Source organism: Roseicyclus marinus (genome assembly GCF_036322625.1).
Classification (GTDB): domain Bacteria; phylum Pseudomonadota; class Alphaproteobacteria; order Rhodobacterales; family Rhodobacteraceae; genus Roseicyclus; species Roseicyclus marinus_A.
Map to the genome: position 1 here is coordinate 96,601 of NZ_AP027266.1, position 22,165 is coordinate 118,765.

Genomic DNA, 22,165 nt, shown 5'->3' on the forward strand with positions numbered 1-22,165 from the left:
GCAGCGGCGGGGCAGATCGCTACACTCGGGCGCATGAGCCAGCCCCTTGTCCTGCCCCATGATCCCGATCTTGCCGCGCCGCCCGAGGGCTGGACCGCCACCGCCCTGCCTGCGCTGGAGGATGCCGGGGCGACGGAGGCCTTGGCCCATGCGCTGGCCCCGGTCCTGAGGGCGGGGGACACGATCCTGTTGCAGGGGCAATTGGGGGCCGGGAAAAGCCATTTCGCCCGCACGCTGATCCGGGCGCTGATGGGACCCGAGGGGGAGCGTGCGGAGATCCCTTCGCCGACCTTCACGCTGGTGCAGGCCTATGACAGCGCGGCGGGCGAGATTTGGCATGCCGATCTGTACCGGATGGGCGATCCGCAGGAGCTGGTGGAACTGGGCCTCGATGCCGCGATGGAGGAGGCGATCTGCCTGATCGAATGGCCCGACCGGATCGCGCCGGATTGGCCGCAGGAGGCGATCTGCCTGCGGCTTGAGCGGGTGCCGGGTGCGGCGGAGGCGCGTGGCGCCACGCTGCTGGCCCCGGCGGGAAGCGATCTGGCGCGGCGGTGTCTTGCCGCCATGGCGGTGGCATGACGGTGGTGCAAGAAGGCGGGGACGAGGCATTCCTGCGGGCGGCGGGATGGGGAGGTGCGGTGCTGTCCGCTCTGGCGGGCGACGCCTCGGCCCGGCGTTATGGGCGGTTGGTCCGGGCGGATGGCGCGACCGCGATCCTGATGCAGGCCCCGGTGAGCGATGCGGCGGAGCAGGGCAGCCTTGCCGCCTTTCTGCGGGTGGGCGGGCATCTGCGGGCGCTGGGCCTGTCGGCACCCGAGATCCGGGCGGTCGATCCGGCGGCGGGACTGGTTCTGATCGAGGATCTGGGGGATGCGACGCTGGCCCGGCTTTTGCGCGGCGATCCCGACATGGCGCGGGAGGCCTATGGCGTGATGGCGGGCGAGGTGCTGCCGCATCTGGCGCGGGCGGAGGTGCCCGATTGGGCGGCGCGGCCTGACGCCGGGGCGCAGGCGGGGATGATCGATCTGACGCTGGGGATGTTGCCCGATCCGGGTGGCGTGGCGGATCTGCGCCCTGTGCTGGAGGCGGCACTGGTCCGGCTTTGCCCCGGCCCGCCGGTTCTGGCGCTGCGCGATTGTCACGGAGACAACCTGATCTGGTTGCCGGCGCGTGTGGGGTCGGCGCGTGTGGGGTTGCTGGATCACCAGGATGCCGTCGCGCTGCCGCTGGGCTACGATCTGGCCTCGATGGTCGATGATCCGCGCCGGGATCTGCCCGAGGGCTGGCGCGAGGCGTTGATCGCGGAATTCGCCGGGACCATGGGCCTGCCGGTGGCGGAGGTTGCGGCACGGGTCGCGGTGCTGTCGCTTTTGCGCAACCTGCGCATCCTCGGCATCTTTCACCGTCTGGCCAGCGCGCTGGGCAAGCCCGCCTATCGTGCCTTTCTGCCGCGCACGGGGGCGTTGATCGACCGGGCGGTGGCGCATCCGGCGCTGTCGGAGTTGCGCGCGCCGGTGGCCCATCTGCGCCGCCAGACGGAGGGATGGGCATGACGATCCGGCCCGACGTGATGATCCTTGCCGCCGGGTTCGGCACGCGGATGGGGGCCCTGACCGCCGACAGGCCCAAGCCCCTGATCGAGGTGGCGGGCCGCGCCCTGTTGGACCATGCCATCGCGGCGGCGCGCGAGGGCGGCGGGCGGATCGCGGTGAATGCGCATTACCGGGCCGAACAGATCGCGGCGCATCTGGCAGGGATGCCCGATATCCACCTGTCGGTGGAGGCGCCCGAAATCCTTGACTCCGGGGGTGGGGTGAAGCGGGCGCTGCCGCATCTGGCGGGCAACCCCATCGCCACGCTGAATGCCGATGCCGTCTGGACCGGTCCGGGGCCGATCCGGACGCTGGCGGAGGCTTGGGACGGGGCGCGGATGGGGGCCTTGATGCTGTTGGTGCCGCGCGCGCGCGCCGTGGGGCGGACGGGGGGCGGCGATGTGGCGATGGATGCCCAAGGTCGTCTGACATGGGACCGGAGCGAGACGGGGCTGGTGCATACCGGCGCGCAGTTGATCGACCCCGCCTTGATCGCGGCCCGGCCCGAGGCGGCGTTTTCGCTGCTCGACATCTGGCAGGAGCAGATGGAGGAGGGGCGGCTTTTCGGCGTGATCCATCCCGGGCGCTGGGCCGATGTGGGCCATCCGGAGGGGATCGCGCTGGCCGAGGGGATGCTGGCCGATGCGTGATCTGTTCGCCAGTCAGGACGGCCCCCGGGTCTATGCCACGCCGCTGGGCGTCGATTTCTGCGCCGCGTTGGTGGAAGGGCTCGACCGGATGCTCGCGGGGCAACCGCCCGAGGCCATCGCGCATGTCGATCTGTATGTCGCCAATGCGCGGATGGAGCGGCGGTTGCGCACGCTCTACATGGCGCGGGGGGCGGGGTTCTTGCCGCGCATCCGGCCGGTTCAGGCGCTGGGCGATCAGGCCGATCTTGCGGGGCTGCCCGCCGCCATCCCGCCCCTGCGGTTGCGGCTGGAGCTGGTGCAGCTGATCGGCAAGCTGTTGGACAATCAGCCCGAACTGGCCCCGCGTTCGGCGCTTTACGATCTGGCCGACAGCCTGGCCGACCTGATGGCCGAGATGTTCGAGGAAGACGTGAGGCCCGAGACCATCGCGGGTCTGGACGTGGCAGAACATGCCACCCATTGGCAGCGCGCGCAGGCCTTTCTGGAGCTGGTCACCCATTACCTGAAAGACGATGCCGCCCTGACCCGCGAGGCGCGGCAGACCCGGATCGTGGCGCTGTTGGCGCGGCAATGGCAGGGCCAGCCGCCCCGACATCCGGTGATCGTCGCAGGCTCGACCGGGTCGCGAGGGGCGACTGCGCAGCTGATGGAGGCGGTGGCGCGTCTGCCGCAGGGGGCGGTGGTCTTGCCGGGCATCGACCGCGACCTGCCGCAAGACATCTGGGCGCGGCTGCTGGAGGGGCGGCGCGAAGGGCTGGATGGCGAGGATCATCCGCAATTCCGGCTTGCGAAATTCGCGGAAAAGCTGGGGCTTGACCCATGGGCCATTCCCGATTGGCCGGGATCGGAGCGGCCGCGCGGGGGGCGGGGGGCCGTGATCTCGCTTGCGCTGCGGCCTGCGCCGGTCACGGATCAATGGCTGAAGGAAGGGCCGAAGCTGACGGGGCTGGAGGAGGCTTTCGCGGGCGTCACGTGGCTGGAGGCGCCGAACCCGCAGGCGGAGGCCGCGGCCATCGCGCTGCGCCTGCGCGAGGCGGTGGACAAGGGCCAGCGCGCGGCGGTGATCGCGTCCGACCGGACGCTGACGCGGCAGGTGACGGCAGCCCTGGCGCGGTGGAACATCCTGCCCGATGACAGCGCGGGCCAACCCCTGTCACTGTCCGCGCCGGGTCGGTTCCTGCGCCATGTCGCGGAGTTGGAGGCCACGCCGCTCGACCCCGAGGCGCTGGCGGTGATCCTGAAACATCCGCTGTGTCATAGCGGGGGGGATCGCAACGACCATCTGCGGCGGGCGCGTGATCTGGAGGTGCAGGTGCTGCGCGCGCGCCCCGGCCTGCCGTCGCGGGCGCGGCTGGTCGACTGGGCCGAGGGGCGCAAGGAGGATCCGGGCGCGATGGGCTGGGTGACATGGCTGGCCGATACGCTGTTGGTCGCGCCCCGGCCCGAGCCGATGGCGATGGAGCTGCGGGTCGCGCATCACAAGGCGCGGGCCGAGCGGCTGGCGGCGGGATCATTGGCCGAAGGGTCGGGGGAGCTCTACGACAAGGAACCCGGCGAGGCGGCGCACAAGCTGATGACGGATCTGGGGGCCGAGGCGGGCGTGGGTGGCCCGATCGGCGCCACGGATTACCGCGATCTTTTCACCGCTCTGACCCGCGACCGGGAGGTGCGTCAGCCGCTCTTTCCGCATGCCGACATCCTGATCTGGGGCACGCAGGAGGCGCGGGTTCAGGGGGCCGACCTGATCATCCTTGCGGGGTTGAACGAGGGCGGATGGCCAGCCGCCCCGCCCGCCGATCCGTGGCTGAACCGCAAGCTGCGGGCCGAGGCGGGGTTGCGGCTGCCGGATCGGGTGATCGGTTTGGCGGCGCATGATTTCCAGCAGGGGATCGCCGCCCCCGAGGTCTGGTTGACGCGGGCGAAACGGGATGCCGAGACCGATACCGTGCCGTCACGCTGGTTGAACCGGCTGCACAACCTGCTGGCCGGATCGGGGGAGGCGGCCAAGGCCGCGCTGGCGGGGATGGAGGCGCGGGGGGCGGCCTATCTGGCGCTGGCCGAGCGGTTGCTGACGCCCGAGGCCGATGTCGCCTTTGCGCCGCGCCCGGCCCCCCAGCCGCCGGCCCATGCGCGGCCCAAGACCCTGAGCGTGACCGATGTGGAGGTTTTGATCCGCGACCCCTATGCGATCTATGCGCGCCGGGTGCTGGGGTTGCGCAAGCTTGACCCGTTGCGCGGCGATGCCGATGCGCGGGCGCGGGGCACGGTTCTGCACAAGGTCATGGAGAAATTTGTCAGGGACACGCAGGCGGGATTGCCCGACCGCGCCACGGCCCTTGCGCAGTTGATGGCGCTGACCGATGCGGTTCTGGCCGAGGAAGCGCCCTGGCCCGCCGCGCGCCGCCTGTGGCGGGCCCGCATGGCGCGGGTGGCGGAGTTCTTTCTGTCGACCGAGGCCGAGCGGCGCAGCCTTGGCACCCCCGAGATCCTCGAGACGCTGGGCGAATGGGCGGTGCCGGGCACCGGTGTCACCCTGCGCGGCAAGGGCGACCGGATCGACCGGTTGGAGGATGGGCGGCTTGCCATCTACGATTACAAGACGGGCACGCCCCCCGACGCCAAGGAGGAAAAGCAGTTCGCCAAGCAACTGTGGCTGATGGCGCTGATGGCCGAGGGCGGCAGTTTCGGCCTGCCGCCGGGTCAGATCGTGGGCCATGCGGCCTATATCGGGCTGGGGGCCAGCCCCGTTGTCCTTGGCCATGACGTGGACCGGGCGGAACTGGCCGAGGTGGCGGCGGCGTTTCGGCGGCGGTTGCTGCACATGGCCGCCCCCGAAAGCGGGTTTCCGTCGCGCCGGGCGGTCAAGACCACGCGCTTTGCGGGCGATTTCGACCAGCTTGCCCGCTACGGCGAATGGGACGAGACACAGGCACCCGAGTTGATCCCGGTGGGCCGGACAGGGGATGATGGCGATGGATGAGGCGACGCTGGCGCAGGTCAGGGCGGCCGATCCCGCGACCTCGACCTGGCTTTCGGCCAATGCAGGCTCGGGCAAGACGCGGGTTTTGACGGACCGGGTGGCGCGTTTGCTGCTCGACGGGGTCAAGCCCGAGCATATCCTGTGCCTGACCTATACCAAGGCGGCTGCGATGGAGATGCAGAACCGCCTGTTCAAGCGTCTGGGCGAATGGGCGATGAAGGATGACGCGGCCCTGACCCATGCCCTGACCGAGATCGGGGTGGAGGGGCTGTCGGCGGAGTTGCTGGGCCGGGCGCGGACGCTGTTTGCGCGCGCCATCGAAACGCCGGGCGGCTTGAAGATCCAGACGATCCATTCCTTTTGTGCCTCGGTGTTGCGGCGGTTCCCGTTGGAGGCGGGTGTCAGCCCCGGCTTCACCGAGATCGACGAACGGGTGCAGGCGCGATTGATCGTCGAATTGCTGGACCGGATGGCGGAGGATGCCCGGACGCGCGATGTGGTCGATCTGGCGGCGGCGGCCCTGAGCGAGGATGACGGGTTGGAGCGTCTGGCCCGCGCCGTCGCAGGGCAGGCCGAGGCGCTGGAAGAGCCGTGGGATTGGCCCGCGATCTGTGACTGGGCGGGGATCGCGCCGGGTTTGAGCGAGGCGGGTCTGCTGGGGATGGCGCTGGACGGATCGGAGGCCGATCTGGCCAAGTCCCTGATCGCGCATCTGGATACGACGGTTCAGCCGCAGGCAAAGCTCGCCGACCGCCTGGGGAGCATGCCATGGGACAGGATGACGCTTGCGGATCTGGCGGAGCTGGAAGCGGCGTGTCTTACGCAATCGGGCGCGAAGGAAGGCCAGCCCAAGGCCATCGCCAATGCCACTGTGCGAAAGGCGATGGGGCCCGATCTGGTGGCGGCCTATGACGATCTGGCCGAACGTCTGGCGCAGGTGCGGCCCCTGCGGCTGGGGTATCTGACCGCGCGGCGGACCGATGCGCTGCACCGTTTCGCGGAGGCGTTCCTGCCGCTTTACGCGCAGGCCAAGGCGCAGCGCGGATGGCTTGATTTCGACGATCTCATCCGGGCGACCCGCAAGCTGTTGACCAGCCGCGACATGGCGCAATGGGTGTTGTTCCGGCTCGATGGCGGGATCGACCATATCCTCGTCGACGAAAGCCAGGACACGAGCCCCGCGCAATGGCAGATCGTGGCGCGGCTGGCCGAGGAATTCGCCAGCGGGCAGGGCGCGCGGCCCGATGCGCGGCGCACGATCTTTGTCGTGGGCGACAAGAAACAGTCGATCTATTCCTTTCAGGGGGCCGATCCCGGTGGGTTCGACCGGATGCGCGATCATTTCGCCGCGCGCCATGCCGAGGCCGATCTGCCGTTCCAGCCTGCCGAACTGGTCCATTCCTTTCGATCCGCGCCGGTGATCCTGTCGCTTGTCGACCGTGTGGCGGCGGGGGCGGGTGAACCCGGCGTGGGGCCGGGCGTGCAGCATCGTGCTTTTTTCGGGGAAAAGCCCGGGCGCGTCGATCTGTGGCCCGTGGTGCCCGCGACACCGTCCAATGCCGACGAGGTGGCCTGGGACGATCCGCAGGACATCGTGTCGGACGACCATCACAACAGCATCCTCGCGCGCAAGATCGCGGAGCGGATCGGGGATATGCTGGCGGCGGGCCATCCGATCTGGACCAGGAACGGCCCCCGCCCGGTTGTGGCCGAGGATATCCTCATCCTCGTGCAGCGCCGGTCGCCCTTGTTTCGCAAGATCATCGCGGCGCTCAAGACCGCGGGCCTGCCGGTGGCGGGGGTGGACCGGGCGCAGATCGCCGAACCCCTGGCGGTGCGCGACCTGATCGCCCTGATGCGGTTCCTGGCGTTGCCCGAGGACGACCTGTCGCTGGCTTGCGTGCTGCGCTCGCCCATCGTGGGGCTGTCGGAGGATGCGCTGTTCCGGCTGGCCCATGGGCGGGGCGAAAAGACTTTCCTTTGGCGGGCATTGCGGGACCGGGCCGGGGAATGGCCCGAGGCGGTCGCGCTGCTGGACGATCTGCGGCGGCAGGCCGATTACCTGCGGCCCTATGACCTGCTGGAGCGGGTGTTGATCCAGCACGGCGCGCGGCTGCGGCTGATCGCGCGGCTGGGGCCGGAGGCGGAGGACGGCATCGACGCGATGCTGTCGCAGGCGCTGGCCTATGAGGCGATCGAGGTGCCGAGCCTGACGGGCTTCGTCGGATGGCTCGATAGCGGGCAGGTGACGGTCAAGCGCGACCTGGCCAAGCCCAACGGACAGATCCGGGTGATGACGGTGCATGGCGCCAAGGGGCTGGAGGCCCCGGTGGTGATCTTGCCCGATACCGCGATCCAGAAGGGTGGCGGCGGGGGGCCGAAGATCCAGCTGGTGACGCCGGAGGGCGGGCCACTGGTCTGGGCCAGGTCGGCGGATGCGCCCGAGGATGTGCGCGCGGCATTGGCCACCCGCGCGCAGGCCGAGGCGGAGGAACGCAACCGCCTGCTCTATGTCGCCATGACGCGGGCGGAAAGCTGGCTGATCGTGGCGGCGGCGGGGCAGACGGACACCAAGGACATTGACCCCGCGAAAAGCTGGTACGCCACGATCCGCGCCGCGATGGAGGAGGAGGGGGCTGCCCCCCTGATCCTGCACGGCGAGGAGGAGCAGGGATTGCGGCTGCAGGCGGGGGATTGGACCTGCCTTGCCGCTGCGGGTGGGGCGCGGCCCGGTTTGCCCGATCTGCCCGATTGGGCGAAGGCACCCGCGCCGCCATCCGTCCGGGCGGTTCCGGCGAAGAGCCCGTCGGATCTGGGCGGTGCCAAGATCGTGGGGGGCGCGCGCGAGGGGTTGGAGGAAGCCGCCGCGCTTCGGCGGGGCAGCTTGATCCACCTGCTTCTGGAGCATCTGCCGCGGATCCCGCAGGCGGGATGGCACGAGGCCGCACCGGGCATCGTGGCGCTGGAACCGGGCGAGGTGACGGAGGCCGAGCTGTCCGGGCTGATGGCCGAGGCCGTGGGGGTTCTGACCCCGCAGAATCTGGCGCATCTCTTCGCGCCCGATGCCTTGGCCGAGGTGACGCTGACCGGCGACAGCCCGGCCTTGGGCGGTGCGATGCTGGGTGTGATCGACCGGCTGATCGTGACCGAGGATCGGGTTCTGGCGGTGGATTTCAAGACCAATGCCGTGGTGCCCGACAGCGTCGAGGCCGTGCCGGAGGGGCTTTTGCGGCAGATGGGGGCCTATGCCGCGATGCTCGCGCCGCTCTACCCAGGGCGCGAGATCGCGACGGCGATCTTGTGGACGCGGACCGCGCGCCTGATGGAGCTGCCACACGATATCGTGTCCGCCGCATTGGCGCGCGCAAGCACTGCTTGACCCTGTGGCGGGCCATCCTTAGGTTCCTCCCCCGACACACACACCGCCAGGAGGGCCAGACGCCATGGCAACCGTTTCCGTTTCCGACGCCACCTTCGACGCCGAAGTGCGCCAGTCCGACATCCCCGTCGTGGTGGATTTCTGGGCAGAATGGTGCGGCCCCTGCAAGCAGATCGGCCCCGCGCTGGAAGAGCTGTCCGAGGAATATGCCGGCCGCGTGAAGATCGTGAAGGTCAACGTGGACGAGAACCCGCAATCGCCGATGCAGATGGGCGTGCGCGGCATCCCGGCGCTGTTCATGTTCAAGGGCGGCGAGGTGATCTCGAACAAGATCGGGGCCGCGCCCAAGGCCGCGCTTCAGAAATGGATCGACGAGGCGGTGTGACACCCCCCGCTTTTCGAAGGACAAGGGCGCCCCGCGGGGCGCCTTTTTCATGCGGTCAGTTCCGCCCCAGAAGCCCGTTGAGCACGCGCATCAGGATCTGGTCGGCGTCATCTTGCGGGGCGGGGCCAAGCAGGGTGCCGCGCGGCGGGGGTGTGCCGATCAGGCCGCCGGGGCCGTATTCCACCACTTGCGGATCGCGCCGCCCCTCGGCTGCGGGGTCGATCATGGGCAGGGGCCGGGGCGAGATATCGCGGTGTATGCCCTCCATCGTCTGGCGCCACAATTCGGCGGGCAGGCCGCCGCCCGTCACGCCCGAGAGCGGCGTGTTGTCGTCATAGCCCATCCAGACGCCCGCGACGTAATCGGCGGTGAAGCCGATGAACCAGGCGTCGCGCTGGCTGTTGGTGGTGCCGGTCTTGCCCGCGACGGGGCGGTCGGGCAATTGCGCGCGCTGGCCCGTGCCCTGCGCCACGGCGACCGACATCATGTAAGTCAGCTGGCGCGCGGCGCTTTCGGAGATGACCCGTTCCTGGATGCCGGTGGTCTGTTCGAAGAGCGGGCGGTCATCGCCGATCAGGCGCAATTCCTGCACGCCGTAGGGCAGCACGGCGGAACCGCCGTTGAGGATGCCCGCATAGGCCCCGGTCATCTCGATCAGGGTGGATTCGGAGGCCCCGAGCGCCAGGGCCGGGCCATCGGCCAGATCGCTTTCGATGCCGAATTGCGCGGCGACGGTGCGGACCGCATCGCGCCCCACCTCTTCGGACAGGCGGACGGCGGCGGTGTTGAGCGATTGGCGCAGCGCCTCGGTCAGGGTCACCTCGCCGTAGAATTCGCCGGTGTAATTCTCGGGCGACCAAGGCCCCGAGCCGGGGATGTTGAGCGTGAGCGGCGCGTCGAGGATCAGGTCATCGAAGCGCCAGCCGAGTTCGAGGGCCGCGGCATAGACGAAGGGTTTGAAGCTTGACCCTGTCTGGCGCATCGCCTGTGTCGCGCGGTTGAACAGGCCCGTGCCCGCCGTATCGCGCCCGCCCACCATCGCGCGGACCGCGCCATCGGCGGACATGACCACGATGGCGGCCTGCGCCTCGGAGCCTTCGCGGACCTGGTTGGCGAAGACGTTTTCGAGCGCGGCTTCGGCGGCGGCCTGCATCGCGGGGTCGAAGGTGGTGCGGATCGTCACGTCCTCGGTGGTCTCCCCGGTCAGGAAATCGGGGCCGGTCGACATGATCCAGTCGGCAAAGGCGCCGCCCGTGTCCTGCCGCGCGCGGTCGGACAGGGTGGCGGGATTGGCCTGGGCGGCGGCGGCCTGTTCGGCGGTCAGGTAGCCCTGATCCTCCATCAGGCGCAGCACGGTCGAGGCGCGGCGCTGCGCGCGGTCCAGGTCGCGGGTCGGCGCATAATAGGAGGGGGCGACCAGAAGCCCCGCCAGCATCGCGGCCTGTTGCGGGTTCAGATCGGCGGAGGAGGTGGCGAAATAGCGCTGCGCTGCCGCCTCGAACCCGCGCGTGCCCGCGCCCAGAAAGGCGCGGTTCATGTAGACCGACAGGATTTCATCCTTGGTGTAGCGGAATTCCATCGCCAGCGCGAAGGGCACTTCCTGGATCTTGCGCCAGATCGTGGTGCGGCGGCAGTCCTGTTCGTAATCGGCCTCTGACTCCCAGGTATCGGGGTCGTAGGGCACGCCAAGGCACATGAGCTTGGCCACCTGCTGCGTGATGGTGGAGCCGCCATGGCCCGACAGGGGGCCGCGCCCCTCGGACAGGTTGATGCGGATGGCGCTCGCGATGCCGCGCGGGCTGACGCCCAGGTGGCGGTAAAAGCGCCGATCCTCGGTCGCGACGATGGCGTTGACCAGATGCGGGCTGACGGTTTCGGGGTCGATCGCGCCCCCGAATTGTTCGCCGCGCCAGGCAAAGACATTGCCGTTGCGGTCGAGCATGGTGACCGAGCCGCGATAGCGCGCATCCACGGCGGCGGCCAGATCGGGAAGCTGGGCGTAGTAATAGGCGGTGGCCGCCCCAAGGAGGAGCATCACCGCCACGGTGCCGCGCCAGATCAGGCCCCAGATGATGCGCCAGACGAAACGCACCAGCGCCCCGAGCCAGCCCAGCGGGCCACGGGGCCGGGGGCGCGGCGCGCGGGATCGGCGGCGGCGGCGGGTAGACCCCGTTCCCCCCGATGCCGGTTTGCGCGCAGAGGCTTGGGGTTTCTGAGCGGCTGCAGGCCTCCGGTCGGCCACGATGCTGCGTCGCCCGCCGGGCGTGGAACGACGGCCTGATCCGGATGAACTCATGACGACTGCCTGCCTCTTTTTTACCAAGATAGGGAAAAACGAGTCGGTTGTAGACCCCCTTCGCCGCGCCGCCGCATTTTTTGAATGCCCAAAATATATGCTTTAATTTTTTTCTGCACAAATTTGCAGCAGTTTCCGCCGTGGGTTGTGTCCGAAGGGGTCTGATCCGTTGCCCTGCAGGGGCTCTGGCCGTGATTTGGGCCCGTGACGTTCACGAGACCGTGGGTCTTGCGGGCGAACCGGAACAGCAACCGGAAGGGGTAAAACGTGAAACTCATCATCGCAGCGATCAAGCCGTTCAAGCTCGAGGAGGTCCGGGAAGCCCTGACCGCAATCGGCGTGCGCGGCATGATGGTGACCGAGATCAAGGGCTTCGGCTCGCAGTCCGGCCACACCGAAATCTACCGCGGCGCGGAATACGCCGTGAACTTCGTCCCGAAGGTGAAGCTCGAGATCGTGGTCTCGGACGGCATGGCCGACCAGGTGGTCGAGACCATCCAGAAGACGGCCAAGACCGACAAGATCGGCGACGGCAAGATCTTTGTCCTCGACGTTCAGAGCGCCGTGCGCGTCCGCACCGGCGAGACCAACGACGACGCGGTCTGATCCGCGCGCCCTTTCGACGATAAGGAAACCGACGAGATGAAAACCAAGTATCTCCTTCCCCTGGCAGCCGTGGCGACCGCCACGCTCCTGCCGGGTCTCGGTCTGGCGCAGGAGGCGGAAGCCTCGACCTCGCCCGCGCTCGAGACCTCGTATATCCTCACCACGCTGCTGTTCCTGATCGGCGGCTTCCTCGTGTTCTGGATGGCCGCGGGCTTTGCCATGCTCGAGGCGGGCCTCGTGCGGTCCAAGAACGTCACGATGCAGCTGACCAAGAACATCTCGCTCTTCTCGATCGCGGCGGTCATGTACTGGCTGGTCGGCTTCAACCTGATGTATCCCGGCGATGGCTGGATGATCGCAGGCTGGCTGGGTCCGTTCTTTGCCGTCACCTCGCTCGAGCCCGTGGGTCTTGCGGCGGCGGAAGCCACGCTCGACTACGCGTCGGTCGGGTCCGATTTCTTCTTCCAGCTGATGTTCTGCGCGACGACCGCGTCGATCGTGTCGGGCACGCTGGCCGAGCGGATCAAGCTGTGGCCCTTCCTCGTCTTCGTGGTCGTGCTGACCGGCTTCATCTACCCGATCGAGGCATCCTGGCAGTGGGGCGGCGGCTGGCTGTCCGAAGCGGGCTTCTCCGACTTCGCCGGCTCTACGCTGGTGCACGCGGCAGGTGGTTTCGCAGCGCTGGCCGGTGCCCTCATCCTCGGGCCGCGGATCGGCAAGTACGGCAAGGACGGCAAGGTCAACCCGATGCCGGGTTCCAACCTCGCCCTCGCCACGCTCGGCACGTTCATCCTGTGGCTGGGTTGGTTCGGCTTCAACGGCGGCTCGCAGCTGGCCATGGGCACCGTGGGTGACGTGACCGACGTGTCCCGCATCTTTGCCAACACCAACATGGCGGCGGCTGCCGGTGCCATCGCGGCGCTGATCCTGACGCAGGTGATGTATGGTAAGGTCGACCTGACCATGGTGCTGAACGGCGCGCTGGCCGGCCTCGTGTCGATCACCGCAGGCCCGCTTGATCCGTCGCTCTTCGGGGCGCTGTGGATCGGTGCCATCGGCGGCGTCATCGTGGTCTTCGCGGTCCCGATGCTGGACAAGATGAAGATCGACGACGTTGTCGGCGCCATCCCGGTCCACCTGATCGCGGGCTTCTGGGGCACGCTGGCCGTTCCCTTCTACACCGAAGGCACGAGCTTTGGCACGCAGATCATGGGCTTTGCCGCCATCGGTGCCTTCGTCTTCGTCACCTCGCTGATCGTGTGGGTCATCCTCAAGGCGGTCATGGGCCTGCGCCCGAGCGAAGAGGACGAGGTCAATGGTCTCGATGTCGCGGAACTGGGCATGGAAGCCTATCCCGACTTCACCAAGGGCTGATCCGAACCTCCCTTCGGACAGACAGCGGAAGGGGCGCCCACGGGCGCCCCTTTTTCCGTTCGGGTCCGCGGGTGCGTCTTGAGGCGCACCGCAGGGGCATGGCGAGGTGACGGTGCGCCTCAAGGCGCACCCTACCCAAGCCCGAGATGTTCCTGGCCGCGGGCCTCGGCCAGCTTGATCTGGCGCTGGCGTTCGCGGAACCGCGCGCGGTCTTCTTCGGAATATTCCCCGACGCAGAGGTGGCATTGCACCCCTTCCTCGAATTCCGGGCGGCTGCGATCCTCTGGCAGGATGGGTCGCCGACAGGCGCGGCAGAGCTGATGGGGCAGGGGCTGCAACCCATGGCCGACCGCCACACGTTCGTCGAAAACGAAACAGCCGCCATCCCACAGGCTCTCATCCTCGGGCACCTCCTCGAGGTATTTGAGGATGCCGCCCTTGAGGTGATAGACCTCTTCCACGCCCTGCGCCTTGAGGAAGGCGGTGGATTTCTCGCAGCGGATGCCGCCGGTGCAGAACATCGCCACCCGCTTGTTGTGGAACCGGTCACGGTTGGCGGCCCACCAGGCCGGGAAATCGCGGAAACTGGCGGTTTCGGGATCGACCGCGCCGCGGAAACTGCCGATGGCGACCTCGTAATCGTTGCGCGTGTCGATCACCGCCACATCGGGCGCGGAAATCAGCGCGTTCCAATCGGCGGGGTCCACATAGGTGCCGACAAGGCTGCGCGGATCGGTGCCCGGTACGCCCATGGTCACGATCTCGCGCTTGAGCCGCACCTTCATGCGGCCAAAGGGCATGATCTGGGCCGTGCTTTCCTTCCACTCCAGATCGGCGCAGCCGGGCAGGCTGCGGATATGGGCCAGCACCGCGTCGAGCCCCGCGCGCGATCCCGCGATGGTGCCGTTGATCCCCTCGCCCGCCAGCAACAGCGTGCCGCGCACGCCCTGCGCCGCACAGAGGTCCAGAAGCGGCCCGCGCAGCTGGGCGGGGTCGGGAAAGGGCGTGAACTTGTAGAGGGTTGCGACGATGACCATGCCCGGCCAGATACGCCGTTGCACCCTGCGCCTCAAGGCGTAGGCTGGTCGCACCTGACCGCGACCGGAGGCCCCGATGCAAGACGCCACCCATGCCCTTCTCGTCATCGACGTGCAGAACGATTTCTGCCCCGGAGGTGCCCTGGCCGTGCCCGAGGGCGATGCGATCGTGCCCGGCATCAACGCGCTGATGGATGATTTCGCCACCGTGATCCTGACGCAGGATTGGCACCCGGCCGATCACCTGTCCTTTGCCAGCCAGCACCGGGGCCGTGCACCAATGGAGCTGACCCAGATGCCCTATGGGCCGCAGGTCCTGTGGCCCGATCACTGCGTGCAGGGCACGCATGGCGCGGAATTCCACCCCGGTCTGCGGGTGAGCCGGGCCGAGCTGATCCTGCGCAAGGGGTTTCGCCGCAAGATCGACAGCTATTCGGCCTTTTTCGAGAATGACAAGACAACGCCCACAGGCCTCGAAGGGTACCTGCGGACGCGCGGCATCACTGCGCTGACGCTGGTGGGGCTGGCCACGGATTTCTGCGTGAATTTCTCGGCGGTGGATGCGGCGCGGCTCGGCTTCGATGTCACCGTGCGGCAGGACCTGTGCCGTGCCATCGATTTCGACGGGTCGCTGGCGGCCGCGCAGGACGGGATGGTTCAGGCGGGCGTGACGCTCGCCTGAGATCCGTCATTCCGCCGGAACGATGCCCCGCCCCAGCCCGCGCCGGTTCAGCACCGCATCGGCGCCAAGGATGCCCGCCACGACAGCGGCAAAGGCGATCAGCGCCGCAATGCCCAGCGTCGGCAGACCGGCAAGGCCCGCGCCCACGGTGCAGCCGCCCGCCAGAACGCCGCCCACGCCCATCAGCGTCGCGCCCCCAAGGCTCCGACCCATCTGGCCCGCGCTGTCAAAGCTTTCCCAGGCAAAGCGCCGGGACAGGATGGCAGCGGCGAAGGCCCCGGCCAGAACGCCCCCGATCAATCCCGCGCCAAAGCCGGCCGTCGTGACACTGGCGGCAACGCCCCAGAACAGCGCCTCGGCCCAGGGGCCGGTAAAGGCCAGCCCCTCGATCGGGATGGCGTCGAATTCATCGTAAAGCACGTAGCCCGTGCCGACCCAGGCCACCGGCACCAGTGCGCCGATCAGCGCCCCGCCCAAAAGCATCGGGACGGATATGCGCGACCGCAGCACCACCAACAATGCAAGGCCTGCGATGACAGCGGCCCAGATCCAGCCCGCGCCCGGCAACACGCTGCCCAAGGATACGGTGACCGACCCCAGCGCCATCCGCAGTGGCGCAAGCGCGCCCTGCAACGTCGCATGGGCCGCGACCGCCGCCACCAGGATCGCCACGAGCGCCCGCAGGTTGCCGCTGGCCGACAGGATCGTCAGCCGCGACAGGCAGCCGCGTGCCAGCACCGTGCCCAGCCCGAACAGGAGACCCCCGACGACAAGGCCCACAACCGGAACAGGCTCGGCATGGAACCGGTGCGCCTCGAAACTCACGAGGCCCGCCGCGACAAACCCTTGGGTTCCCAGAACGGCCACGGCCAGCGCCAGCGCCCAGACGCCGCGCGCCTCGCTCCGGTCCTCGACCGGGCCGACCAGCGCCCGCCGCAGGCAGAACCGCGTCAACATCGCCAGCGCACCGAAGGCCAGGCCCAGGATCAGGCCGAACCAGACCGAAGCCGTTTGCGGGGACATCTCAAGGCCAAGCGTCTCGAACATCGCATCTCTCCAGATCGGGCCAGCCAATGGCCCATCGCGCGCAGCTATACCGCTGTGCCGACCTCTTCAAGGGTGCGCGCCGGGACAAGATGACTGAGATTATGCCCAATCAAGAACACATGTTCCTCCCTTGCGCATTGAGAGAACGCGCATCAGGGTGGGTGTTCCGATCCGGGGTCGACCTTCCCTATTTTGCAGGGCTCACGCGACGCGCCCGCGCCAGAGCCAGACCTTGGTGCCGGAATGATCGACCGGCCCCACGGCCTCGAGCGCAAGGCCGGTCGCCTGCGCCAGCCCCTTGTCGCTGGTGATGATGCCGACCTGCCAGCCGGAAAACCGCGCCTTGAGCGTCGCGCCAAGCGCGCCATAGACCGCGAACAGGAGCTTCCGCTCCCCGATCCGCGCCCCATAGGGGGGATTGGTCAGGACGATCCCCGGCGCCATGCCCTCGGGCGGTGCCAGATCGCTCACGGCCTGCCGCGCAAAGCTGCAGATCCCGGACAGCCCCGCCCGCTCGGCATTGCCGCGTGCGCCCCGGATCGCGCCGTCATCCCGGTCGAAACCGAAAAACCGTGCGTCCCCTTCATCTTTCTCCAAATATGCCGGGGAGCGCGAGGGGCAGGGCCCCTCGCTCCCGCCGCCTGCCAGATGGGCAAAGGCGAAATCGCGCGATCGGCCCGGCACAAGGCCCATGGCGATCTCGGCAGCCTCCATCGGGATCGTTCCCGAGCCGCACATCGGATCGACGACCGCCTGGCTGCCGTCGAACCCCATCTGCCACAGGAATCCCGCCGCCATGGTTTCGCGCAGGGGCGCCTTGCCGACGAAACTCTTGTGGCCGCGCCGGTGCAGCGGCTCGCCCGTGGTGTCGATCGAGATCGTGCACAGATCGTCCTCGATCCGGGCCTTGAGCGGGATCGCCGCATCGCCCGAACCGGGGCCCGAAACGGGGATGCCTGCCGCCGTGATGGCCCCCGCAAGGCGCTGGGCGGCGGCCTTGTGGTGGTAGATCCGCGAGCCGCGACACACGGCCTCGACCCGGACAGGGTGATCGGGGCCGAGCCATTCGGTCCATGGCAGCTTGCGCGCGCGCTTGTCGAGCTGGGCCAGATGCAGCGCGCGAAAGGCCGCGACGCGCCACAGCACGCGCACGGCACAGCGCAGCGTCCGGTTGGCGCGGATCGCCTCGGGCAGGCCGCCTGTCACCTCGACCCCACCGGGCAGGACCGTCACGCCGGCAAAGCCCGCAGCCTTTGCCTCGGCGGCAAGCGGCGCTTCCAGCCCCGGCACGGCGACCAGAAACAAAAGGCCCGGCACCGTCACCGGGCCGGGCGCATCATCGGCCATGGCAGGCAGCCCTCAATCCTTGGCGCGTTCGACGTAGGTGGCATCCTCGGTGTTCACCACCACGCGGGTCCCGACGCCGATATGGGGCGGCACCATCACGCGCACGCCATTGTCCGCCGTCGCGGGTTTGTAGGAGGAGGAGGCCGTCTGCCCCTTCACCACCGGTTCGGTCTCCATGATCTCGACCGTCACCTTTTGGGGCAGTTCGATCGCGATGGCGACGCCATTGTGGACCGAGAGATAGACCGACATGCCATCCTGCAGCCAGACCTTGCCGTCGCCCACGACATCCTCGGTCACGGTGATCTGCTCGTAGCTGGTGGGCTCCATGAAATGGTAGCCTTCGCCATCGGCATAGAGGAAGGTGTAGCTGCTTTCCTCGACATGGGCGCGCATCACGCCCTCGGTGGTTTTCCAGCGTTCGCTGACCTTGGTGCCGTTGTCGATGCGCCGCATGTCCACCTGGGTCACGGGCGTGCCCTTGCCGGGGTGGAAATTCTCGGCCTTGAGGATGACGTAGAGAACGCCGTCGATATCGACGACATTGCCCTTGCGCAGCTGGGACGCGATGACCTTCATGACAAGCCTCCAGAACTTGATGTCGCTTGAGGGCCTGCCGCCCCCGCGTTAGAGGCAGCCGTTACCGCATCCGCCGCGAAAGGGCCAGCCATGACATGGTGGCATCGTGACACCCACGCCGACCGCCGCCCCGCGCTGATGGCGCGCGGCCGCATCCTCGCCGCGATCCGGCGTTGGTTCGAGGATCAGGGCTTTGTCGAGGTCGACCCCGCCTATCTGGTGGTCTCGCCCGGCAATGAAACGCATCTGCACGCGTTCGAGACCGTGGCGATGGACGACAGCCTGACGCCGCGCCGCCGCTACCTGCACACCTCGCCCGAATTCGCGATGAAGAAACTGCTCGCGGCGGGGGAGGAAAAGATTTTCACCCTGTCGCGCGTCTGGCGCAACCGGGAGGGCGGGCCGCGCCATGCGGTCGAGTTCACGATGCTCGAGTGGTATCGCGCGGGCGAAGGCTACGAGGTGCTGATGGAGGATTGCGCGGCGCTGATGCGGGTGGCGGCGGAGGCCTCGGGCGTGACAGAGCTGCGCCACCGGGATGTCGTCTGCGATCCCTTTGCCGGTCCGCGCCGCACCACGCTGCAGGCCGAGGCGATGCGCCATGGTGTCGATCTTCTGGCCACGCTGGACGGGCCCGTGCCCGATGCCGCGGCCCTTGCCGCCCAACTGGCCGCCATCGGCATCGCACCGGGCGCGGGCGACAGCTGGTCGGACCTGTTCTCGCGGCTTTTGACGGCGCGGATCGAGCCGGAGCTGGGTTCCGGCCCCGTGATCCTTGACGCCTATCCCGCGCCCGAGGCGGCGCTGGCGCGGCGGTCGGCGCAGGACCCGCGCACGGCGGAGCGGTTCGAGCTGTTCGCCTGCGGGGTGGAGCTGGCCAATGCCTTCGGGGAGCTGACGGACCCGGCGGAGCAGCGGGCGCGGTTCGAGGCGGACATGGACCTGAAGGAGGCGATCTACGGCACCCGCTACCCGCTGGACGAGGAGCTGTTGGCGGCGCTGGCCCGGATGCCGCCTGCGGCGGGCTGTGCGCTGGGGTTCGACCGGTTGGTGATGCTCGCCACCCATGCGCCGCGGCTGTCGGACGTCCAGTGGACCCCGCCCGCCTGACCGGGCGCGGGTCGGGACGCGGCCCGTGTGCAAGCTTGCACGGAGGGGTCAAGGGGTTGGAATCGTTGGAGAAAGGGGATTTTGTTAGGGTTTTGGTAAGGGGGTGATGGGGGCTTGGAGCGGGTTCGTTGTGGGGGATCGGGGAGTTGGGTGTGGGTTGAGTGTTGGGGACCGGCCCTTGGCGAACTGTCAACCTCGGCAGAACACTTCGGATGCTGCGCACGCAAGGCAGACCTTCAAACTTGACCCAGGTAGATCTAACGGTGATCATTGCGCCGGAAGAGCGTAACGATTTGTGCAACATTTTAGGAAATATTCATGCCTGTTCGACTGGGTGAGGGATTTGGACTTGAGCCCGAAAAGGTTAATGGTTCAGATTGGGCCCTCTCCGTTGCTAGGATTTCTGCGGATAGTAATTCGGATTTTATTTTTGCCCCACATCTTCGGCTAATTTATCGATATGCTGCAGACGAATTGATCGAATCTTTAAAGTCGAAGTTAAGGGCCGGAAATTACGTTCTTGGCACGCCGATGACGATTGAAGTCCCGAAGGCTTCAAGGATAAGCGTCAGGTCAAATCCGCCTAGACCTGGGCCAAATTACACTCGGCCAGGAAGCATACTTTTTCCTGAAGATAGGCTGTTCTATCAATTTTGTGCAGATTATGCGCTTACAGTGGTGGAAGGCAAAACCGACAGGGCTAGGTCATTTAGCCACCAAATAGACTATGAAAACCCGGAAAGCCTATTCAAATCCACACGTGCATGCTGGGCCGATTTTCAGCGGGCCATTAAGGAATATTCTGATCCGGATGAAATTAAGTATGTTATGAAAATTGATATTGCTAACTTTTTTGGTAGTATAAATCAGCATGTGCTAGTCAACAACCTGCTAGATCATGGGCTCTCAAGGGATGTGGTGGAGCGCTTAGAGGTCACACTCACCAGCTTCACAAACTCGAGATCGTCTCGAGGAATTATTCAGGGAATTTTTCCGAGCGATTTAATTGGAAATTTCTACCTCGAGCCTTTTGATCGCTTTATGAGCGACATCGGAATTCAGTCTGCAAGATATGTAGACGACATTTATATTTTCTTTGAAAGCGTAAATCAGGCAGAGGAAACTCTTAAGAAGATTATTCCAAAGTTACGTGAGCTTGACCTGTCGCTTAATGAGGCGAAGTCAAAAATACTTCCCAAGAATGTACTCACCGCAGAAGAGCCTGACCTTCAAGAGCTATTTGATTTAGCTATTGCAGAAATAAGAGAGCAGCTTGACGAAAACGATTTTTCAACTGCCTATGGGTTTCAGGAGGAGTGGGATTGGGAGGATGAAGGAGATGATGATGATGCAAAAATTCACCTTGAAGCAACGAAATCTTTGTTTGATTCTGTAAATCTTTACAGCGGATACGAAGAGGAGGTCGAGAGATTTTGCATACCCTTATTCATTAAAGCTAAATCTGATTACGCCATTGAGCATGTGATTTCATCTTTTGACAAAAGGCCATCCATGGCTCAGATTTACTGCTCATATCTAGGAAAATTCACTGACAGGGACGAGGTGCTGGCATTTCTTAGATCTAAAGTTGAAGATGCACGCCTCCATGATTGGCAGCTGATGTGGGTAATCGGAGCTTTCCTTCAAGGGCGACATCATGTAGATGCTGATATTGTTCCAGTACTGCGAGTATTTAATGACAGAGACCGACATGATGCCGTGCGCGCCATCGCAGCGATTTTTGTTGGACTGCATGGTGACGCGATCCGCAGAAGATCCCTCTTTGACAATTGTGCAGACTGCACAATTTACGTGCAAGCCGCAATTTTTTACATCTCCCTAAGAAAATCCGATGCTACTTCAAATAACCATCGAACGCAGTGGGTCAACAGAAGTACTTTCAATACTTTGATTAGCAAAGCTTGGAGCAATATGAAGGCTAAGAGGCCCGCCTAGTTGTGCGAATTGCCCATCATGGGAAATTCAAAAAACTGTAGGTCGAGCCTCGGCCACATGGCCTGATTGTTGCAAGGCAGGCGAGCGGCAGTTCTACCTCGTGTGACACACCGCCGGCAAAAGGCTTTCATCTCTCGGGATAGATCCGGCTGCAATTTCGCGACTATCCACCGGGACGTCTGCTTCCGCAACGGTTCTTTAAATGCCATACCGCGCTGCCGTCAGGCAGTTCGCCCCCCTCACCTCCCCCCAACCAAGCCTCCACGTAATCCATCACATCCTCCATCAGGGGGCCGCTGGCGTCCCGTCCGGTGAAGCGCAGGAGCCAGCCGTCCTTGTGCCGCTCGCGCCTTATGGTGAGGGACATCGCGGTGCGGAGGTAGTGCCTCGGGCGGTCCTTGCGGTAGGGGGGCGGGGGGTGGCGGGCCTCCTCCTCCATCTCGTCGAGGATGGCGGAGAGCAGGCTCCATTGCGTCGCGGGGGAGCGGTCGGAGGATTCGGCCAGCGCCACGTCCATCACCGGGCCCAGACCGGCGCGCAGCCCCGCGGCAAGGCGGGTGAGTTTTTGCTGCGAGAGCGACAGCGGCTCGGTCAGGGTGGGGCCGAAATGCTGGACAACCTCGACCACGGCGCGCAGGCGGGCGCGGCGGAAGCGGTCGTAGGTGGGGTAGAGCGCCGGGAGCGCGTCGTCGAGCGTGGCGAAATGGCCGTGCTCGAGGGCGGTGAGCAGGATGCTGGCCCGTTCCCAGGGCGTGATCTCGGCGCGGATCTCGTTTTCCTCGATCATGGCGGCCAGCGCCGCGGGGATGTCGGCGGGCTGGCGGATGAAGGCGGGAATGGTGGGCTGGTTCAGCTCGCGGTGCGCGATCAGCCGCCGGTAGCCGGAGATGAGGCCATAGGGGAGGGGGCCGGTGGCGGGGAAGACCTCGATCGGCATGCGCAGCCCGTGGGCGGCGATGGAGAGGGTGAGGTCGGAGAGCGCGATGGGGTCGAGGTCGAGCCGGTCGCGGGGGAGGGCGGCGGCGTCGATCTGGTCGAGGGGGATGTGTTGGATGGGGTCCATGGGCCTGTCCTGCGGTTGGGGACCGCAGGATAGGCCGGGGGCGGTTGTGTTGCGGGGATCGCGGAGGCGGCGCGCGGTC

Annotated in this window: 17 protein-coding genes; 11 read left to right on the forward strand and 6 right to left on the reverse strand. The window is 66.7% G+C overall.

Going from position 1 to position 22,165, the window contains the following annotated elements; genetic code table 11:
- Window positions 1-33 precede the first annotated feature (33 nt).
- The 6 genes from tsaE (at window position 34) to trxA (ending at window position 8,989) form a co-directional block, all read left to right on the forward strand.
- Window positions 34-582 carry a tRNA (adenosine(37)-N6)-threonylcarbamoyltransferase complex ATPase subunit type 1 TsaE gene (tsaE, locus tag AABA51_RS00495; protein WP_338273391.1) on the forward strand — a complete coding sequence of 183 codons (549 nt, stop codon included), beginning with the start codon at window positions 34-36 and terminating at the stop codon, window positions 580-582.
- Window positions 579-1,556, forward strand: a complete 978-nt coding sequence (locus tag AABA51_RS00500) for an aminoglycoside phosphotransferase family protein (RefSeq protein WP_338273392.1) — start codon at window positions 579-581, stop codon at window positions 1,554-1,556. The genes tsaE and AABA51_RS00500 overlap by 4 nt, the downstream gene beginning before the upstream one ends.
- Complete coding sequence (locus tag AABA51_RS00505) at window positions 1,553-2,245, forward strand: nucleotidyltransferase family protein (RefSeq protein WP_338273393.1); 693 nt, start codon at window positions 1,553-1,555, stop codon at window positions 2,243-2,245. Before AABA51_RS00500 ends, AABA51_RS00505 begins: the two co-directional genes overlap by 4 nt.
- Window positions 2,238-5,225 (forward strand): double-strand break repair protein AddB, encoded by a 2,988-nt coding sequence (addB, locus tag AABA51_RS00510; RefSeq protein ID WP_338273394.1) that lies wholly within the window; start codon window positions 2,238-2,240, stop codon window positions 5,223-5,225. The genes AABA51_RS00505 and addB overlap by 8 nt, the downstream gene beginning before the upstream one ends.
- Window positions 5,209-8,604 carry a double-strand break repair helicase AddA gene (gene addA / locus AABA51_RS00515; RefSeq protein ID WP_338273395.1) on the forward strand — a complete coding sequence of 1,132 codons (3,396 nt, stop codon included), beginning with the start codon at window positions 5,209-5,211 and terminating at the stop codon, window positions 8,602-8,604. The genes addB and addA overlap by 17 nt, the downstream gene beginning before the upstream one ends.
- 64 nt (window positions 8,605-8,668) lie before the next feature.
- A complete protein-coding gene (trxA, locus tag AABA51_RS00520; RefSeq protein ID WP_338273396.1) occupies window positions 8,669-8,989 on the forward strand; it encodes a thioredoxin in 321 nt (106 codons plus the stop codon).
- A gap of 55 nt (window positions 8,990-9,044) precedes the next feature.
- Here trxA and AABA51_RS00525 read toward each other — a convergent pair whose 3' ends face one another.
- Window positions 9,045-11,285 (reverse strand): PBP1A family penicillin-binding protein, encoded by a 2,241-nt coding sequence (locus tag AABA51_RS00525; protein WP_338273397.1) that lies wholly within the window; start codon window positions 11,283-11,285, stop codon window positions 9,045-9,047.
- A 267-nt stretch (window positions 11,286-11,552) separates the two neighbouring features.
- Between AABA51_RS00525 and AABA51_RS00530 the strand changes: the two genes are divergently transcribed.
- Window positions 11,553-11,891, forward strand: a complete 339-nt coding sequence (locus tag AABA51_RS00530) for a P-II family nitrogen regulator (RefSeq protein WP_338273398.1) — start codon at window positions 11,553-11,555, stop codon at window positions 11,889-11,891.
- A 36-nt stretch (window positions 11,892-11,927) separates the two neighbouring features.
- Window positions 11,928-13,265 carry an ammonium transporter gene (locus AABA51_RS00535; protein WP_338273399.1) on the forward strand — a complete coding sequence of 446 codons (1,338 nt, stop codon included), beginning with the start codon at window positions 11,928-11,930 and terminating at the stop codon, window positions 13,263-13,265.
- A 131-nt stretch (window positions 13,266-13,396) separates the two neighbouring features.
- Here AABA51_RS00535 and AABA51_RS00540 read toward each other — a convergent pair whose 3' ends face one another.
- Window positions 13,397-14,302 carry a rhodanese-related sulfurtransferase gene (locus tag AABA51_RS00540; RefSeq protein WP_338273400.1) on the reverse strand — a complete coding sequence of 302 codons (906 nt, stop codon included), beginning with the start codon at window positions 14,300-14,302 and terminating at the stop codon, window positions 13,397-13,399.
- A 76-nt stretch (window positions 14,303-14,378) separates the two neighbouring features.
- On the opposite strand from AABA51_RS00540, the gene pncA reads away from it, so the two are divergent.
- On the forward strand, window positions 14,379-14,984 hold the full coding sequence (gene pncA, locus AABA51_RS00545; protein WP_338273401.1) for a bifunctional nicotinamidase/pyrazinamidase: 606 nt from the start codon (window positions 14,379-14,381) through the stop codon (window positions 14,982-14,984).
- 6 nt (window positions 14,985-14,990) lie between these two features.
- Here the strand turns inward: pncA and AABA51_RS00550 are convergent, their stop codons facing one another.
- From AABA51_RS00550 to efp, 3 genes are all read right to left on the reverse strand, one after another.
- On the reverse strand, window positions 14,991-16,007 hold the full coding sequence (locus AABA51_RS00550) for a YeeE/YedE thiosulfate transporter family protein (protein ID WP_338273402.1): 1,017 nt from the start codon (window positions 16,005-16,007) through the stop codon (window positions 14,991-14,993).
- A 225-nt stretch (window positions 16,008-16,232) separates the two neighbouring features.
- Entirely contained in the window at window positions 16,233-17,378 is a 1,146-nt protein-coding gene (locus tag AABA51_RS00555) for a THUMP domain-containing class I SAM-dependent RNA methyltransferase (protein ID WP_338273403.1), read from the reverse strand.
- Window positions 17,379-17,390: 12 nt separating this feature from the next.
- Window positions 17,391-17,957, reverse strand: a complete 567-nt coding sequence (efp, locus tag AABA51_RS00560) for an elongation factor P (RefSeq protein WP_338273404.1) — start codon at window positions 17,955-17,957, stop codon at window positions 17,391-17,393.
- Between the two features lie 90 nt (window positions 17,958-18,047).
- Between efp and epmA the strand changes: the two genes are divergently transcribed.
- A complete protein-coding gene (gene epmA / locus AABA51_RS00565; protein ID WP_338273405.1) occupies window positions 18,048-19,067 on the forward strand; it encodes an EF-P lysine aminoacylase EpmA in 1,020 nt (339 codons plus the stop codon).
- A 318-nt stretch (window positions 19,068-19,385) separates the two neighbouring features.
- Window positions 19,386-21,023, forward strand: coding sequence for an RNA-directed DNA polymerase (locus AABA51_RS00570; protein WP_338273406.1), 1,638 nt, complete (start codon window positions 19,386-19,388; stop codon window positions 21,021-21,023).
- A gap of 163 nt (window positions 21,024-21,186) precedes the next feature.
- On the opposite strand, the gene AABA51_RS00575 is transcribed toward AABA51_RS00570, so the two are convergent.
- A complete protein-coding gene (locus tag AABA51_RS00575) occupies window positions 21,187-22,086 on the reverse strand; it encodes a ParB N-terminal domain-containing protein (protein WP_338273407.1) in 900 nt (299 codons plus the stop codon).
- Between the last annotated feature and the right edge of the window lie 79 nt (window positions 22,087-22,165).

Excerpts from the sequence above, each read along its gene's own strand:
- AABA51_RS00525 (WP_338273397.1), bottom strand. The coding sequence starts at position 11,285 with ATGAGTTCATCCGGATCAGGCCGTCGTTCCACGCCCGGCGGGCGACGC.
- addA (WP_338273395.1), top strand. The coding sequence starts at position 5,209 with ATGATGGCGATGGATGAGGCGACGCTGGCGCAGGTCAGGGCGGCCGAT.
- efp (WP_338273404.1), bottom strand. The coding sequence starts at position 17,957 with ATGAAGGTCATCGCGTCCCAGCTGCGCAAGGGCAATGTCGTCGATATC.
- AABA51_RS00505 (WP_338273393.1), top strand. The coding sequence starts at position 1,553 with ATGACGATCCGGCCCGACGTGATGATCCTTGCCGCCGGGTTCGGCACG.
- trxA (WP_338273396.1), top strand. The coding sequence starts at position 8,669 with ATGGCAACCGTTTCCGTTTCCGACGCCACCTTCGACGCCGAAGTGCGC.
- pncA (WP_338273401.1), top strand. The coding sequence starts at position 14,379 with ATGCAAGACGCCACCCATGCCCTTCTCGTCATCGACGTGCAGAACGAT.
- AABA51_RS00540 (WP_338273400.1), bottom strand. The coding sequence starts at position 14,302 with ATGGTCATCGTCGCAACCCTCTACAAGTTCACGCCCTTTCCCGACCCC.
- tsaE (WP_338273391.1), top strand. The coding sequence starts at position 34 with ATGAGCCAGCCCCTTGTCCTGCCCCATGATCCCGATCTTGCCGCGCCG.
- AABA51_RS00500 (WP_338273392.1), top strand. The coding sequence starts at position 579 with ATGACGGTGGTGCAAGAAGGCGGGGACGAGGCATTCCTGCGGGCGGCG.
- epmA (WP_338273405.1), top strand. The coding sequence starts at position 18,048 with ATGACATGGTGGCATCGTGACACCCACGCCGACCGCCGCCCCGCGCTG.
- AABA51_RS00535 (WP_338273399.1), top strand. The coding sequence starts at position 11,928 with ATGAAAACCAAGTATCTCCTTCCCCTGGCAGCCGTGGCGACCGCCACG.
- AABA51_RS00570 (WP_338273406.1), top strand. The coding sequence starts at position 19,386 with ATGCCTGTTCGACTGGGTGAGGGATTTGGACTTGAGCCCGAAAAGGTT.
- addB (WP_338273394.1), top strand. The coding sequence starts at position 2,238 with ATGCGTGATCTGTTCGCCAGTCAGGACGGCCCCCGGGTCTATGCCACG.
- AABA51_RS00555 (WP_338273403.1), bottom strand. The coding sequence starts at position 17,378 with ATGGCCGATGATGCGCCCGGCCCGGTGACGGTGCCGGGCCTTTTGTTT.
- AABA51_RS00575 (WP_338273407.1), bottom strand. The coding sequence starts at position 22,086 with ATGGACCCCATCCAACACATCCCCCTCGACCAGATCGACGCCGCCGCC.
- AABA51_RS00550 (WP_338273402.1), bottom strand. The coding sequence starts at position 16,007 with ATGTCCCCGCAAACGGCTTCGGTCTGGTTCGGCCTGATCCTGGGCCTG.